This window comes from Herbaspirillum hiltneri N3, from assembly GCF_001267925.1.
In the GTDB taxonomy this organism is placed as follows: domain Bacteria; phylum Pseudomonadota; class Gammaproteobacteria; order Burkholderiales; family Burkholderiaceae_D; genus Herbaspirillum; species Herbaspirillum hiltneri.
Map to the genome: position 1 here is coordinate 1,765,834 of NZ_CP011409.1, position 15,676 is coordinate 1,781,509.

At 61.4% G+C, this 15,676-nt stretch carries 18 protein-coding genes; 11 read left to right on the forward strand and 7 right to left on the reverse strand.

Going from position 1 to position 15,676, the window contains the following annotated elements; translation table 11 throughout:
- Nucleotides 1-41 precede the first annotated feature (41 nt).
- Nucleotides 42-1,340: an MFS transporter gene (locus F506_RS07930; protein WP_053201368.1), complete on the forward strand. Its 1,299-nt coding sequence runs from the start codon at nucleotides 42-44 to the stop codon at nucleotides 1,338-1,340.
- Between the two features lie 76 nt (nucleotides 1,341-1,416).
- On the opposite strand, the gene F506_RS07935 is transcribed toward F506_RS07930, so the two are convergent.
- Entirely contained in the window at nucleotides 1,417-2,442 is a 1,026-nt protein-coding gene (locus tag F506_RS07935; protein WP_053196413.1) for an alpha/beta hydrolase, read from the reverse strand.
- A gap of 259 nt (nucleotides 2,443-2,701) precedes the next feature.
- Nucleotides 2,702-3,505 carry a 2,5-didehydrogluconate reductase DkgB gene (gene dkgB / locus F506_RS07940; RefSeq protein WP_053196415.1) on the reverse strand — a complete coding sequence of 268 codons (804 nt, stop codon included), beginning with the start codon at nucleotides 3,503-3,505 and terminating at the stop codon, nucleotides 2,702-2,704.
- 313 nt (nucleotides 3,506-3,818) lie between these two features.
- Here dkgB and F506_RS07945 point away from each other — a divergent pair, with 313 nt between their 5' ends.
- From F506_RS07945 to F506_RS07980, 8 genes are all read left to right on the forward strand, one after another.
- On the forward strand, nucleotides 3,819-4,472 hold the full coding sequence (locus F506_RS07945; RefSeq protein ID WP_053196417.1) for a hydrolase: 654 nt from the start codon (nucleotides 3,819-3,821) through the stop codon (nucleotides 4,470-4,472).
- Nucleotides 4,473-4,560: 88 nt separating this feature from the next.
- Entirely contained in the window at nucleotides 4,561-6,426 is a 1,866-nt protein-coding gene (locus F506_RS07950; RefSeq protein WP_053196419.1) for an amidohydrolase, read from the forward strand.
- Nucleotides 6,427-6,439: 13 nt separating this feature from the next.
- Entirely contained in the window at nucleotides 6,440-6,646 is a 207-nt protein-coding gene (locus tag F506_RS07955; protein WP_053196421.1) for a DUF1427 family protein, read from the forward strand.
- Nucleotides 6,643-6,810, forward strand: a complete 168-nt coding sequence (locus tag F506_RS07960) for a DUF1427 family protein (protein WP_053196423.1) — start codon at nucleotides 6,643-6,645, stop codon at nucleotides 6,808-6,810. Before F506_RS07955 ends, F506_RS07960 begins: the two co-directional genes overlap by 4 nt.
- Before the next feature lie 15 nt (nucleotides 6,811-6,825).
- Entirely contained in the window at nucleotides 6,826-7,269 is a 444-nt protein-coding gene (locus F506_RS07965) for a DoxX family protein (protein WP_053196424.1), read from the forward strand.
- Nucleotide 7,270: 1 nt separating this feature from the next.
- The gene (locus tag F506_RS07970) at nucleotides 7,271-8,002 is read left to right on the forward strand and encodes a YoaK family protein (RefSeq protein WP_083457666.1); all 732 of its coding nucleotides are present in this window, start codon (nucleotides 7,271-7,273) and stop codon (nucleotides 8,000-8,002) included.
- Between the two features lie 79 nt (nucleotides 8,003-8,081).
- A complete protein-coding gene (locus F506_RS07975; RefSeq protein ID WP_053196426.1) occupies nucleotides 8,082-9,005 on the forward strand; it encodes a DedA family protein/thiosulfate sulfurtransferase GlpE in 924 nt (307 codons plus the stop codon).
- A 32-nt stretch (nucleotides 9,006-9,037) separates the two neighbouring features.
- Nucleotides 9,038-9,964, forward strand: coding sequence for a LysR substrate-binding domain-containing protein (locus F506_RS07980; protein WP_053196428.1), 927 nt, complete (start codon nucleotides 9,038-9,040; stop codon nucleotides 9,962-9,964).
- 81 nt (nucleotides 9,965-10,045) lie between these two features.
- Here the strand turns inward: F506_RS07980 and F506_RS07985 are convergent, their stop codons facing one another.
- The 5 genes from F506_RS07985 to xseA all read right to left on the reverse strand — a co-directional run bounded on the left by F506_RS07985 (nucleotide 10,046) and on the right by xseA (nucleotide 14,300).
- A complete protein-coding gene (locus tag F506_RS07985; protein WP_053201371.1) occupies nucleotides 10,046-10,660 on the reverse strand; it encodes an FMN-dependent NADH-azoreductase in 615 nt (204 codons plus the stop codon).
- A gap of 76 nt (nucleotides 10,661-10,736) precedes the next feature.
- Entirely contained in the window at nucleotides 10,737-11,438 is a 702-nt protein-coding gene (locus tag F506_RS07990) for a pirin family protein (RefSeq protein ID WP_053196430.1), read from the reverse strand.
- Nucleotides 11,439-11,714: 276 nt separating this feature from the next.
- Nucleotides 11,715-12,101: an OsmC family protein gene (locus F506_RS07995; protein ID WP_053196432.1), complete on the reverse strand. Its 387-nt coding sequence runs from the start codon at nucleotides 12,099-12,101 to the stop codon at nucleotides 11,715-11,717.
- A gap of 67 nt (nucleotides 12,102-12,168) precedes the next feature.
- Nucleotides 12,169-12,747 carry a superoxide dismutase [Fe] gene (gene sodB / locus F506_RS08000; RefSeq protein ID WP_053196434.1) on the reverse strand — a complete coding sequence of 193 codons (579 nt, stop codon included), beginning with the start codon at nucleotides 12,745-12,747 and terminating at the stop codon, nucleotides 12,169-12,171.
- A gap of 179 nt (nucleotides 12,748-12,926) precedes the next feature.
- The gene (gene xseA, locus F506_RS08005; RefSeq protein ID WP_053201374.1) at nucleotides 12,927-14,300 is read right to left on the reverse strand and encodes an exodeoxyribonuclease VII large subunit; all 1,374 of its coding nucleotides are present in this window, start codon (nucleotides 14,298-14,300) and stop codon (nucleotides 12,927-12,929) included.
- A gap of 291 nt (nucleotides 14,301-14,591) precedes the next feature.
- On the opposite strand from xseA, the gene F506_RS08010 reads away from it, so the two are divergent.
- Together F506_RS08010 and F506_RS08015 are read left to right on the forward strand one after the other, a co-directional pair.
- The gene (locus tag F506_RS08010; protein ID WP_053196436.1) at nucleotides 14,592-15,197 is read left to right on the forward strand and encodes a MotA/TolQ/ExbB proton channel family protein; all 606 of its coding nucleotides are present in this window, start codon (nucleotides 14,592-14,594) and stop codon (nucleotides 15,195-15,197) included.
- Nucleotides 15,198-15,212: 15 nt separating this feature from the next.
- Nucleotides 15,213-15,662: an ExbD/TolR family protein gene (locus F506_RS08015; protein ID WP_053196438.1), complete on the forward strand. Its 450-nt coding sequence runs from the start codon at nucleotides 15,213-15,215 to the stop codon at nucleotides 15,660-15,662.
- Nucleotides 15,663-15,676: the final 14 nt, after the last annotated feature.

Here is a 15,676-nt window from a genome sequence, read left to right on the forward strand (position 1 = left end):
CATTGATGGTTTTTTATTCACCATTATTTCGAATGAGCGTCATGAATAAAGTCACTCAAGCCATCGCGCAGCGCACCTCGCACCGTTTCAGTTACGCCTGGGTCGTCGTCGCCGTGATCTTCCTCGTCCTGCTGACCTCGGCCGGCATCCGCGCCACGCCGTCGGTGATGATCCTGCCGCTGGAACATGAGTTCGGCTGGAACCGTTCCACCATCTCGCTGGCGATTTCCTTCAACATCGCGCTGTACGGCCTGATCGGTCCGTTCGCCGCGGCCGCGATGCAGCGCTTCGGCATCCGTCCCGTCGTGATGGGCGCGCTGGTGCTGTTGTCGGTCGGCACTGCGCTTAGCACGCTGATGCAGATGCCGTGGCACATGGTGATGACCTGGGGTTTGCTGGTCGGCTCCGGCACCGGTGTCGCCGCCAACACGTTGGGCGCGACCATCGTCAGCCGGTGGTTTGAAATGCGCCGCGGTCTGGCGATGGGTTTGCTGACCGCCAGCGCGGCCACCGGCCAGATGGTGTTCCTCCCGCTGATGGCGTCGATGGTCGAGCATTACGGCTGGCGTTCGGTAGCCTTCCTGGTGGCGATCGTCGCTGCTGCAGCGGTGCCGCTGGTGGCGCTGTTTCTGCCGGAACGTCCGTCCGACGTCGGTCTGCGCCGCTACGGCCAGGCTGCCGATGCGCCGGCCGATGCCGCCGTGGCGGCGCGCAATCCGCTGGCGATTGCCTTCGATGCGCTGCGCCAGGCGATGAAGGTGCGCGACTTCTGGCTGCTGTTTTTCAGCTTCTTCGTCTGCGGCATGAGCACCAACGGTTACATCGGCACGCAGTTCATCGCCATGTGCAACGACTACGGCATTTCCGAAGTCGGCGGCGCCAGCATCCTGGCGGCGATGGGCATGCTCGATCTGGTCGGCACGACCTTGTCGGGTTGGTTGTCGGATCGCTTCAACCCGCGCGTGCTGCTGTTCTGGTACTACGGCCTGCGCGGCGTGGCGCTGATCTTCCTGCCGTTCGCGTTCGGACTCGACTATTTCGGCCTGACCGTGTTCGCGATCTTCTATGGTCTCGACTGGATCGCCACCGTGCCGCCGACCGTGCGCCTGGCCAACGATGTATTCGGCCGCCTGGCCGCACCGATCGTGTTTGGTTGGATCGTCGCCGGCCACCAGCTCGGCGCTGCTGCGGCCACCACGATATCGGGTTTCATGCGCGCCAATCTCGGTGACTACACGGCCTCGTCGATGCTGATGGGCGTGGCTTGCCTGATCGGTGCTGTGATGGTGTTGCGCATCAAGGGGCAGCAGCATGACAAGCCGGTCGCGGTGCCTGCATAAACCTGTTCTTTCCGCCGTACGCAAAACGCCCGCTTCACATGGATGAAGCGGGCGTTTTTATTTTGCGCTGCCGGGATTACTTGGCCAGCGCCTTGCGCAAGCTGGAGGTCGCCAGATCGATGGCGCTCTTCGCGGCAGGCGTGTCGCCCAGCGCATTGAGCATCACGAAGTCATGGATGGTGCCGAGATAGCGCACTTGCGTCACCGGTACGCCGGCCTTGGCCAGCTTGGCGGCGTAGGCTTCGCCTTCGTCGCGCAGAACGTCGTTTTCATCGGTGATGACCAGCGCCGGCGGCAGATCCTTCAATTGCTCCAGCGTCGCGTTTAGCGGTGCGATATGCGGATCCTTGCGGTTGGCGCCGGCGGGCAGGTAGGCGTTCCAGAACCACTTCATCGCTTCCTTTGTCAGCCATGGGCCGTTGGCGAACTGCTTGTACGAACCGTTTTCAAAATTGGTATCGGTGACCGGGTAGAACAGCACCTGATACTTGATCGCCGGACCTTTGCGTTCCTTGGCCAGCAGGCTCACCACGGCGGTCATGTTGCCGCCCACGCTGTCGCCGGCAATCGCCAGGCGGCTGGCATCGACGTTGAATTCCGCGGCGTGTTCGGCGATGTATTTTGTGGCGGCGTAATCCTGTTCGATGGCGATCGGGTAGCGCGCTTCCGGCGAGCGGTCGTAATCGACGAACACCACGGCAACCTTGGCGCCGTCAACGATCTGGCGCACCAGGCGATCATGCGTATTGACGTCGCCCATCACCCAGCCCGCACCGTGGAAGTACATCACCACCGGCAGCGTTTCCTTGTTGCCTTGCGGGCGCAGGATGCGGATGCGGGTGCTGCCGGTCGGACCGACCGGGATCACGCGGTCTTCGATGTCGGCTGCGGGTTTGGCGACTTTGCCGGACTGCGCGCCGGCCAGCAGGTTGCGCGCCTGTTCAGGTGTCAGCTTGTAGATCGGAGGACCGCCGGCTGCGGCCAGCGCATCGAGGAATCCCTGGGTTTGCGGTTCGACAGAGGCTGCCGATGCAGATTGGGCGGCCGAGGCGGCGGCGAGAGCGATGGTGCTGAGGGCGAGCAGTTGCTTGATCGATTTCATGATGTTTCCTTTCGAAGATAGGGTTGTGTATCTGCGCAATTAAATTGCGCACAATATATTTGGTGTTTTGACAAATGAAACAAGTCATTCATGCGCTTGCCTTTCCGGGGTAAGGGGCAGTGCATGGAATGAATAATAAATTGATGAAAATTAAATTGCAAGCAATTTAAAATAAAAATTTCTGAATGTCGTTGCGGCCCGGCGAGAAATTGGGGGAGGGCTTGCGCCGCGCAGGCGCAAGCAATTCCTCAGGACAGCATCAATCCCATTGCGGTGCGAAGTCCGGATTGGCAAGGCGTTCACCCTTGTCCAGCTTGGTGATGGCCTGCATGTCGGCGTCGCTCAGGACGATCTTCTGCGCCGCCAGGTTGCTTTCCAGGTTGGCTCGTTTGGTCGACGACGGAATCGTCGCGAAGCCCTGCTGCAGCGACCATGCCAGTGCAATCTGGGCCGGGTTGGCCTGGTGCGCCTTGGCGATCCCGATGAGGGTCGGATCCGTCATGACCTTGCCGTAAGCCAGCGGCATGTAGGCCGTCAGGTGTATGCCCTGAGCGCGCGCGAACTCGACCACCTTGCGGTTTTGCAGGAAGGGATGGATTTCGACCTGCAGCGTGGCGATTTCTGCGGCGCCGACGGCGGCGATGGCTTGCTGCAGATGCGCGATGGTGAAATTCGATACGCCGATCAGTCTGGTCAGTCTCTGCGCCCTGGCTTCGGCCAGCGCTTCCATATACGTCGCGACGGCAATGGCGTCATTGGGGGACGGCCAGTGGATCAGCGTCAGGTCGACCTGCTCCGTCCGCAGTTTGTCCAGGCTCTCCTTCAGGCTGGGGATGAGTTTGTCCTTGCCGAGATTGTCGGTCCAGATCTTGGTGGTGACGAACAAGTCCTTGCGCGCCACGCCGGCGGCGGCGATGGCCTTGCCGACGTCGGCTTCGTTGCCGTAGATCTGCGCGGTGTCGATGTGGCGGTAGCCGAGTTCGAGGCCGTTGGTGACCGAATCGATGACTTCCTGTTCTTTCAGGCGGAAGGTGCCGAGGCCGAATGCGGGAATGGTGCTCATGAAATTCCTTGGTAAGTGAGGTGGGACGGACCTTTCGGTACGTACTCCGGGGAAAGCAGTATGCGGTCAAAGTGCTGTTGCAAAAATACGGTGCAAAGCAAAACTTTATTGCCCAAGAAGCAAATATCGATAGGCCTGAACGCCCTCGATTCTATTTTCGAATATTTCGATGATTGATGGATATTCTTTCCGTTTTTCTTTCGTTTAACGTTCGCCCATACTTCGCTCCATGGTGAACGGCACAGACAAAGACGGACACCTACGAAGCAATCACCCCTTATCGAATTAATCGTCAATACCTCAGGAGAACATCATGGCAATCGCAAAAGCACAACCAGGCAAAACTCTGTTGAACCCAAGCAACCACACACTGATCATGATCGACCATCAGTCGCAAATGTCGTTCGCCACTCACTCTATCGACATGGTCACACTGCGCAACAACGTCGCACTGGTCGCCAAGGCCGCCAAGGAATTCAAGGTATCGACGATTTTGACAACCGTCGCTGAAAAGTCCTTCTCCGGTCCGATGTTCGATGAAATCAAATCGGTGTTCCCGAACGAAGAAGTGATCGACCGCACCAGCATGAACACCTGGGAAGACCCGCGCATCGCCGACCGCGTCAACGCCATCGGCAAGGAAAAGATCGTATTGGCCGGCCTGTGGACTTCGGTATGCATCGTCGGTCCTGCGCTGTCGGCGCTGGACCAGGGCTTCGAAGTCTATGTGATCACCGACGCCAGCGGCGACGTCTCGAACGAAGCGCACCAACGCGCCGTCGAACGCATGATCCAGCTGGGCGCACGTCCGATGACTTCCTTGCAATACCTGCTCGAATTGCAGCGCGACTGGGCCCGCACCGAGACTTACAATGAAACGGTCGCCACCGCGATCACCAACGGCGGCGCCTACGGCCTGGGCCTGATCTACGCCAAGACCATGTTCAACGCCTCGGAAGGCCACTAAGCAGCACAGGGATCCCGTTCCGCGATGAACGGGATCCCGCAGTTTTTTGATATCCCCTGACAACAACGTACAACCCCCCGGAGTGAACATGAGCGCCGACCTGATTCTGCTGAACGGAAATTTCCATACCATCGACAAAGCCCAGCCGCTGGCAAGCGCCGTGGCGATCAAGGACGGCAAGTTCCTCGCCGTCGGCGATGCCGAAGCCGCCATGCGCCATCGCGGCAGCGCCACCAAAGTGGTGGACCTGAACGGCCGCAGCGTGGTGCCCGGCCTGAACGATTCGCACATCCATCTGATTCGCGGCGGCCTCAACTACAACCTCGAACTGCGCTGGGAAGGCGTACCGTCGCTGGCGGATGCCTTGCGCATGCTGCGCGAGCAAGCGCTGCGCACGCCGCATCCGCAGTGGGTGCGCGTGGTCGGCGGCTGGACCGAATTCCAGTTTGCCGAGCGCCGCATGCCGACGCTGGAAGAAATCAACGCCGCCGCGCCCGACACTCCGGTATTCATCCTGCACCTGTATGACCGCGCCTTGCTGAACCAGGCCGCGCTGCGCGCCGTCGGCTACAACAAGGACACCCCGAATCCGCCGGGCGGCGAAATCCAGCGCGATGCCGCCGGCAATCCGACCGGCATGCTGATCGCCCGTCCCAACGCCATGATCCTGTATGCGACGCTGGCCAAGGGGCCGACGCTGCCGCTCGACCAGCAAGTCAATTCGACGCGCCAGTTCATGCGCGAACTCAATCGCCTCGGCGTCACCAGCGTGATCGACGCCGGCGGCGGTTTCCAGAATTATCCGGAAGACTACGCCATCATCGACCAGCTGGCGCGCGAGCAGCAGCTCACCGTGCGCATCGCCTACAACCTGTTCACCCAGAACAAGGGCAAGGAGCTGGGAGATTTCCAGCGCTGGACCGACATGATCAAGCCGGGACAGGGAGACGATTTCTATCGCCACAACGGCGCCGGCGAAATGCTGGTGTTCTCGGCAGCCGACTTTGAGGACTTCCTCGAGCCGCGTCCCGAACTCGCCGCAGGCATGGAGGACGAACTCGAGAAGGTGGTGCGCCACCTGGTCTCCAATCGCTGGCCGTTCCGCCTGCACGCGACCTACGATGAGTCGATCAGCCGCATGCTCGACGTGTTTGAAAAAGTGAATCGCGACATCCCCTTCAACGGCCTGCACTGGATTTTCGATCACGCCGAAACCATTTCGCCGCGCAACATCGAGCGCGTACGCGAACTCGGCGGCGGCCTGGCGATCCAGCATCGCATGGCGTTCCAGGGAGAATATTTCGTCGATCGCTACGGCAAGGAAGCCGCCAAGGCAACGCCGCCGGTGGCGCGCATGCTCGACATGGGCGTACCGGTCGGCGCCGGCACTGACGCCACCCGCGTCGCCAGCTACAACCCGTGGACTGCGCTGTACTGGCTGGTGTCGGGCAAGACCGTGGGCGGCCTGCAACTGGCGGAAGCCGGTCTGCCGCGCGAAACCGCGCTTGAACTGTGGACCGCAGGCAGCGCCTGGTTCTCCAACGAGCAGGACAAGAAGGGCCGCATCAAGGCCGGCCAGCTGGCTGACCTGGTGGTGCTGTCGTCGGACTTCTTCAGCGTCGCCGAAGAAGACATCAAGGCCATCGAGTCGGTGATGACCGTGGTCGGCGGCAAGATCGTCTACGGCGCCGAAGAGTTCGACCCGCTGGCGCCGCCGGCCATCCCGGTGCTGCCGGACTGGTCGCCGGTGAAGAACGTACCGGGTCATTACCGTGCACTGAAGTCGGGCGCGCAAAGCCAGCAGCAGCAACGCCGCTCCATCCTGCCGCACCAGTGCGCAGGGGCTTGCAACGTTCATGCACATTCGCACGATGTCGCGCGCCGCTCGTCGGTGCCGGCGTCGAATTTCTCCGGTTTCTGGGGCGCGCTCGGTTGCAGCTGCTTCGCATTCTGATCGGGAGACGAACATGACTTATTCCAAAATCATCTGGGGCCTGTTGCTTTCCTTCGTGGTCGGCTTCTGCTGTCACCTCGCGCAAATCCCGGTGCCGTCGCCGCCGGTCCTCAGCGGCGCCTTGCTGGTGTTCATGATGAGCAGCGGCTATTGGCTGGTGGATCGCCACCTGGCCGCCAAGGCGGCCAAGGCAGCCGGCCAAGCCGGGGTGCAACCATGAGCGCGCTGTTCGCGGGCGCGGTGCTGGGCACGCTGATCGGCGCCGTCTGCCGCTGGTTCGGCTTGCCGTCGCCGACGCCGCCGACACCGGTCGGCGCATCGCTGGTGGTGGCCATGACATTGGGTTACGTGCTTGCCGGCTATGTGCTGGCAGGACATTTCTGATCAAGGAGAATCGACATGCAAACATTTCAAAACGAAAAAGACAATCTGTTCCTGCGTCTGCTGTGGGCGCCGGCCCAGGACCTCGGCCTGCTGTTCCTGCGCCTGACCGGCGCCTTGCTGCTGCTGTACGTGCACGGCCTGCCCAAGCTGATCAACTTCGCCGGCGAGTTGCAGCACATCGACGATCCGCTGCACGTCGGCCGCGCCTTCACGCTCGGTTTCGCGATCTTCGCCGAAGTCCTGTGCCCGCTGCTGATCGTGCCGGGCATCCTGACGCGATTGGCCAGCGCAGCGGTGCTGGTATTGCTGGGCGTGTCGATGTTCCTGGTACACCCTGACTGGAGCGTGGCGGAAGGTCAGTTCGGCTGGTTGCTGATGATCGTGTTCGGCAGCATCGCCTTGATGGGCGCCGGCCGGTATTCGATCGACGCCGTCCTGGCAAAGAAAGTCGAGAGCTGAGATGGATGCGCTAAATAGTGCCGGTCGTCCCACTGCGTTTCGCTATCTGAATCGCGCCACCTGCCAGGGCATCGCCATGAGTTTCCTGGCAGGCTATGTGGATACGCTGGGCTTCGTCGCCTTGTTCGGCCTGTTCACTGCCCACGTCACCGGCAACTTCGTGCTGATCGGCAGTGAACTGGCGAATCCTTCTCACGGCGTATTGATCAAGTTCCTGGCTTTCCCCGCATTCATCCTGTCGGTGGTCATGACGCGGCTGGTGGTGATTGCGCTGGAGCGCAGCGGCAAGCCTGCCTTGCCGTGGGTGCTGATGCTGCAACTGGTGTTCCTGCTGGCATTCATGGGCTTGGGCCAGAGCATGGCCCCGGTCAATGTGACCGATGCACGCGCCATCGGCGTCTTGCTGGCGGGCATGTTAGGCGCCGCTGCCATGGGCATCCAGAACGCCGCCGCCCGCCTGATCCTGCCGCAGGCGGCGCCGACTACCGTCATGACCGGCAACGTCACGCAATTGGTCATCGACGTGACCGACATCGTGCGCGGTGCGGCGGATGACGCCGTGCGCCAGCGCTGCATCAAGTTCTTCTGGCCCATCGTGGCGTTCGGCGTGGGAGCGATAGGCGGCGCGTTTGCCTACCGCCAGGCATTGTTCCTCGCGCTGTTGTTGCCGGTGCTTATCCTGGTGGCAATGATCGTGGCTGAATTCCGTGCCGCGCAAGCGAGCAAGGCCTGAACGCCGCTTCGACCTATAATGTGCGTCTGGGGTATTCGAACGATAAGGCAGCAGGGAAGCGGAAGGCAGTGGAACAGCGATGAGTTATTTGTATCACCTGATTGAACAGTACGGTCTGATCATCGTATTCCTGAACGTGCTGACCGAGCAGCTGGGCGCGCCGATTCCCGCGTATCCGACGCTGGTGATCACCGGCGCGCTGGCTTGGCGCGGCCAGTATCCGATCGTATTGCTGCTGCTGGTGGCGGTGGTCGCCGCGCTGATCGCCGACTATGTCTGGTATCTGGCCGGCCGGCGCTACGGCCGCCGCATCATGTCGACGCTGTGCCGCATTTCTCTTTCCCCCGATTCCTGCGTACGCCAGACCGAATCCATCTATTCGCGCTGGGGCGCACGGTCGCTGCTGGTGGCCAAATTCATCCCCGGTTTCGCATCGATCGCCAGCGCGCTGGCCGGCACCGTCGGCACCTCGCGCGGCAAGTTCCTGCTGTACGACGGCGTCGGCGCGGCCTTGTGGTCGGGGCTGGCAATTTTTCTCGGCGCGCTGTTCAACACCGCCATCGACGACGTGCTGAGCGTATTGGCCGAGCTCGGTCAATACGGCATGATGCTGGTGCTGATCGGCTTTGCCGTATTCGTCGCCAGCAAGTGGTGGCAGCGCCGCCGCTTCCGCAAGTCGCTGGAAATGGCGCGCATCTCGGTCGGCGAACTGGACCGCTTGCTCAAGAGCGGCGTGCGCCCGACCATCGTCGACGTGCGTTCGCCGGCCTCGCAGCAGATTGGCCGCATTCCCGGCGCGTTGACGATTTCCAACCAGGAGATCCAGACCTTCGCATTTGAGGCGCCGATGGAAGACGAAGTCATCGTCTACTGCGCCTGTCCCAATGAAGCCTCCGCCGCGCTGGTCGCCAAGCAGCTCATGCGGCGCGGTTACAAGCGCGTACGCCCGCTCACCGGCGGTATCGACGCCTGGGTGGCGGCGGGTCATTCGATCGAAGCCTGAGCGGCGTTCGTTCTCACTATCCGGAAAATTCCATGTTCAGAATCAGTCTCGATGCCCTGTTGATCCTCGATGCGATTGATCGGCGCGGTTCGTTTTCCGCCGCCGGTCTGGAGTTGCATCGGGTGCCGTCGACGATTTCCTATACGGTGTCGAAGCTGGAGCAGGACCTTGGCGTGCAGGTGTTCGAGCGCCAGGGACCGAAGGTCGTGCTCACGCGCGCCGGCGAAGAATTGCTGAAGGAAGGCCGCTATCTGCTGAAGGCGGCGGAAGATCTCGAACACCGGGTGCGCCGCGTTGCCTCCGGCTGGGAAACCGAATTCACCATCGGCCTCGATTCACTCTTCTCGGCGGCGTCGCTGGAGCCGGACATCGTGGCGTTCTATCAGGTCGCCGACCGCACGCGCCTGCGCATCGCACGCGAGTCGCTGGCCGGTACCTGGGAAGCCTTGCTGGATCGTCGTGTCGATCTGCTGATCGCGGCGCCCGGCGAGGGGCCGGCAGGCGGCGGTTACGTGGCGGAGCAGATCGGCACCGTAAAGTTCGTGTTCGTGGTAGCGCCGCATCATCCGCTGGCGAAGATGGACAAGGTCCTGAGCAAGGCCGACCTGCATCCTTACCGTGCCATCAGCGTCGCCGACTCGGCGCGCAAGATGGCGCCGCGCACCGTCGGGCTGTTGTTCGGCCAGGACACCCTGACGGTGCCGGACATGCGCAGCAAGTATGCGCTGCAGCTGGCCGGCGTGGGCTTCGGCTTCTTGCCGGAGCCGTGCGTGCAGAAGTCGATCGCCTCCGGCGCGCTGGTGGTCAAGGAAGTTGAACAGCCGCGCGCAGAAGAAACCTTCTCGCTGGCCTGGCGCGTCGGCGAAGACGGCGCGGCGCTCACCTGGTGGCTCAAGCGCATGCGCGAAACCGGCGTCCTCAATCGCATGCTGTCGCAGATCGCCGATGGCGGTTTGTAACGAACTAACGAACAGATTTCTCAGGCCGTAAAAAAAGCGCGACAGCTTGTGGCCGTCGCGCTTTTTTATTGAAGCGGCAGTTTATGCCGCAACCAGGGTGCCGATGGTTTCGCGGGTTTGCGCGATGGCCTTTTCAACAGCCGCTTCGCCCATGCCCAGGCCTTCGCTGTGAACGAAGGTCACGTCGGTCATGCCGATAAAGCCCAGCACGGCGCGCAGGTAGGTTTCGTGGAAGTCCATGACCTTGGCCGGGCCTTCGCTGTAGACGCCGCCGCGCGAGGTGAAGACGTAGACCTTCTTGCCCTGGATCAGGCCGACGGGGCCGGTTTCGGTGTACTTGAAGGTGACGCCGGCGCGCGCCACGTGGTCGATCCAGGTCTTCAGGGTGGACGTGATCGAGAAGTTGTACATCGGCGCGCCGATGACGATGATGTCGGCGGCATTGACTTCGGCGATCAGTTCTTCGGAGACCTTGACCAGTGCCTGCTGTTCGGCGCTGCGCTTGTCGGCAGGCGTAAAGAACGCGCCCAGTTTTTGTTCGTCCAGATGCGGAATCGGATTGGCGGCGACATCGCGTTCGACGACGACGCTGCCTGGTTGCGAGGCCTGCAGTTTGGCGACGAATTCGCCGGCGACCTGGCGCGAGATAGAACCGCTGTTGCGGGCGCTGCTATTGATGAACAGAATGTTTGCCACGATGTTTTCCTTGTCGATGGAGTTGGGGTGAGGCGATGCGCCGCCGGGATTGCGGCGCATCGGTGCCTCCGTGTGTTTAGTACGGCAGATCGAACAGCAGGAATTCCGCCGCTTCGGCCTTTTCAAACGTGACCAGGCTTTCCGCACTGATCTTCAGTGCGTCGCCGCCCGACAGCTGGGTGCCGTTGACGGTCAGCTGGCCGCGAATCAGATGAACGTAGCCGAGGCGTTTTGCTCCCAGCGCATGTTCCAGCTTGGCGTCGCCGTTCAGGATCGATGCGTAGATCGATGCGTCCTGATGGATCAGCACCGAGTTGTCGCGACCGTCAGACGAAGCGATCAGGCGCAGCTGGCCTTGCTTTTGCTCCGGCGTGAAGTTCTTTTCCTCGTAGCTGGGCGGAATGCCTTTCACGTTCGGCTGGATCCAGATCTGCAGGAAGTGCACCGGCTCGGTCTTGGAGTGGTTGAACTCGCTGTGACGCACGCCGCTGCCGGCGCTCATGCGCTGGACGTCGCCGTAGTGCAGCACCGAACCTGTGCCCATGCTGTCCTTGTGTTCGAGCGCGCCGTCGAGGACATAGGAGATGATTTCCATGTCGCTGTGGCCGTGCGTGCCGAACCCCATGCCGGACGTGACGCGGTCTTCATTGATCACTTGCAGCGGACCGAAGCCCAGTTGTTGCGGGTCGTAGTAATGACCGAACGAAAATGTGTGGTGCGAATTCAACCAACCGTGATCGGCGACACCGCGTTCGTTGCTTTTGCGAATTTGAAGCATGTTTTTCTCCGTCGGTTAGTGCAGGCAAGGGCGTTTTCCACCTTGGAAAACCGCCTTCTTGTTTGCATGATTAAGTGGACAGAACGGAGTATGCGCGGGGCAAAATGAAAAGAAAAACGGAAAGATTGGCGACCTATCATCGAATTATTCGATGATAGTTGTAAGATATTGATAAATAACGAATTATTTTAGTTCTGACGTGATTTTTACGGCTGATTTCAGGTGTTTTTCGCGACTATTTTCAATAAATATCGAAAATTCGCTGCTCCCGGAGTTTTATACGAAAGCCGTGCGTATCGGCGTCCCTTCGCGCAAGGTCTTGGTGACGGGCGTCTTCTCGCAGATTTCGCCGAGGCGGGTGAGCTGTTCCGGCGTCAGCGTATTACCGAAGGTGACGGTGCGCTCGATGTTCTCCAGGCCGCAATCGTCGCGCGAAAAGCGCGCATCGATGTGGATGGTGCCGAGATCCCAGCCCTTGCGATCGGCGTACATGCGCAAGGTCAGCGAAGTGCATGCGGCCAATGCCGCCAGCAGCAGTTCGTAAGGCGCTGCGCCGGTGTCGGTGCCGCCGTTGCTGGCGGGCTCGTCTGCTTGCAATTGATGGGTGCGGGCGCGGATGCGTTGCGCGTAGCCGGCGTCGTTATGCAGATGGATGGTGGCCATGCTGATTCTCCCTGAATAAAAAAGCCTGCACGCAGGCAGGCTTTTTCAAATGCGAAACCGGATTGACTTACGCGAAATTCTTCGCGACGAAATCCCAGTTCACGATGCCCCAGAATGCTTCGGCATACTTCGCGCGTGCGTTGCGATAGTCGATGTAGTAGGCGTGTTCCCAGACGTCGATGGTCAGCAGCGCCTTGCTGTCGGTGGTCAGCGGTGTGCCGGCGCCGGTGGTGTTGACGATGTCCAGCGTGCCGTCGGCTTTCTTGACCAGCCATGTCCAGCCGGAACCGAAGTTGGCCAGGCCTTGCTTGGTGAACTCGGCCTTGAAGGCGTCAAAAGTGCCCCACTTGGCGTTGATGGCGTCGGCCAATGCGCCGCTCGGAGCGCCGGCGCCCTTTGGTGTCAGGCCGTTCCAGTAGAAAGTGTGGTTCCAGATTTGCGCTGCGTTGTTGAACACGCCGCCGGACGACTTCTTGATGATCTCTTCGAGGGAGAGGTTTTCGAATTCCGTACCTGGGATCAGGTTGTTCAGATTGGTGACGTAGGTTTGATGATGCTTGCCGTAGTGGTACTCGAGTGTTTCTTTGGAAATGGTTGGCGCCAGTGCGTCCAGTTCATAAGGCAGTGCCGGGAGGGTGTGTGCCATGGTGAATCCTTTCGGGTATCGGTGATTGAAACGAATTTTTTATTCTGAGTCTGTGATTCTAAAGCGGATAGCGATTCTTTGCACCCTTGCGGCGGGCTTTCATGGGTGTCCAACGCCGCAAGTTGATGTAGGAAATTCAGGCATGGGCGATGTCAATCGAGATGATTCTCAATACGCGATCAATCCAGCGTCGGCTGCACGCTCGCGATGCCGACCTCGGCGCTGCCCTCGGCCAGTCGCAGCGTGACATTGCTGCGCGGTTGCAATTCGGAAGGCGCGCGCAGCACCTTGCCTTTGGCGTCGGTGACGATGGCGTAGCCGCGCTCGAGGGTGCGCTGCGGATTGAGCAGTTCGAGCTGCGACGATTGCGCCGCGAGCGCCTGGCGTTGCCGTTGCACCTGCAGCGCGACGGCGTTACCGATGCGGCGCTGATGGCCGCCCAGCAGCAGGCGCGCGGCACGCGTGTCTGGCAGGCGATTCTGCAGGCGTGTCTGCAGATGCTGCAACTGATAGCGCGCACGCGTGACCGGCGTGCGCGTGGCGTGCTCGAGACGGGCTTGCAGCGCGCGCAGCTTGACGCGTTCGTGGGCGATGTAAGAGGCCGGGCTGACCAGCCGGCGCGACATCCAGTCGACGGTCTGGCCGTGTTCGGCAAGGCGGCGCCGGAGTGCGCGGGTGAGGTCGGCGGCGTGATTCTGCACTTGCGCCAGCCATTCGGCGCGTGGCGTCGCGCACAGCTCGGCTGCGGCGGTCGGGGTCGGCGCGCGCAGGTCGGCGGCGAAATCGGCGATCGTGAAATCGGTCTCGTGTCCCACGCCGGAAATCACCGGCACCGGACACGCCGCGATCGCGCGCGCCACGGCTTCATCGTTGAAGGCCCACAGATCTTCCATGCTGCCGCCGCCGCGACCGACCAGCAGCACATCGCATTCGGCGCGCCGGGACGCCACCTCGATGGCGCGTGCAATCTTCGCGCCGGCGCCTTCGCCCTGCACCGGCGTCGGATACAGGATCACGCGCACGTGCGGCGCGCGGCGACGCAGCGCGGTCAGGATGTCGTGCAGCGCCGCCGCGTGCGGACTGGTGACGACGCCGACGCAGCGCGGGAAGACCGGCAGGGGACGTTTGCGGTCGGGATGGAACAGGCCTTCGCTCTCGAGCTTTTCCTTGAGGCGCAGGAAGGCTTCATACAAATTGCCGACGCCGGCGCGGCGGATGGCCTCGACGTTGAGCTGGTAGTCGCCGCGCGGCGCATACAGCGTGACCAGCGTGCGCACTTCGACTTTGTCGCCTTCGCGCGGCGAGAAGCCGGCATGTTGGGCGCGGCCCTTGAACATCACGGCGCGCACCTGGGCGGCGTCATCTTTCAGCGTGAAATACCAATGGCCGGACGCAGCGCGGGTAAAATTGGATATTTCGCCGGACACCCAGACGAGCGGAAAGGTTCGCTCCAGCACGCGCGCGACCGCCTGGTTGAGCGCCGATACGGCGAGCACGGGCGGGCCGGATGGCGGAGCGGAAGGCGCAGGGCTGGAAAAATCGTCGTGGTTCATGGTCTTGCGTGAGGTCGGTGCGCGGTTTCTGTTCAGGATGGAAAAACGCTTTGGAATCAACGCTCTTGCTGCATTGCAAAGCGCTTGTTCACAAAGTTATGCACAGGAAGTGTGGATAAAGTGATCGGGATTTTAAATCGGTTCGGTGCAACTGTCCGGCGAAACCTTTGCAGTCCCTGCATCTTGGCCTTGCCCGGCACGGTGCAACGCGTTACATTCTGCACCGGAAAATCAAGCCGCGTCTGACGCGGCAATATATTTGTCATCACCACTGTATTGAAGGAGTCTTACTTGTTCGCAATCATCCAGGCCGCAGGCTGGCCGATCTGGCCATTGTTGATCGCCTCCATCATCGGCCTTGCGCTGATCATCGAACGACTCCTGTACTTGCGCCGTTCGCGCGTGTTGCCGGACGACCTGTTGCCGGAAGTGGTGCGCGTCTATGAAAGCGGCCGCGTCAACGACGGCGTGATCGACAAGCTGGAACAGAATTCGCCGCTCGGCCAGGTGCTCGCCGCCGGCCTGCGCAACGTCGATGCGCCGCGCGAAGTCATGAAGGAAGCCATCGAAGAAGCCGGGCAGGCCGCCGCTCATCGCCTCGAGCGCTACCTGACCACGCTCGGCACGATCGCTTCGCTGGCGCCGCTGATGGGATTGTTCGGCACGGTCATCGGCATGATCGAAATCTTCGCTTCGCAAAACGCCGCCGGCACCAATCCGGCTCAGCTGGCGCACGGCATTTCGATTGCGCTATACAACACCGGCTTCGGCCTGGCGATCGCGATGCCGGCGCTGGTGTTCTATCGCCACTTCCGCGCGCTGGTCGACGGCTTCGTGGTCGACATGGAGCAGCAGGCCGTCAAGTTTGTCGACGTCGTGCACGGCTCGCGCCAGTAATCCAAAGGAAGCACCATGAATTTTCGCAAAGGCCGCGCGCGGGAAGAGTTGGAAATCAACCTGATTCCGTTCATCGACGTCTTGCTGGTGATCGTCATTTTCCTGATGGTGACCACCACGTACAGCAAGTTCACCGCCTTGCAGATCACGCTGCCGACCGCCAACGCCGAGAAGGCATTGGAGCAGCCGTTCGAACTGAACGTCGCGGTCGATGCACAAGGACGCTACGCCATCAACAACGTGCAGATCGCCGCGCGCGACGCCGCCGGACTGGCGCGCGAATTGCAGAGCGCCGTGCAGGCCAACGCGGCCAACACCGACAGCAGCGGCGGCAAGCCCGATCCGGTGGTGATCATCAATGCCGACGCACTGGCTGCGCACCAGACCGTGATCAACGTGCTGGAAGCAGCGCGCACGGCCGGTTTCGCCAAGGTCACGTTCGCCGCGCAGACCGGCGGCAAGTAAGCCGCACGCAAGCC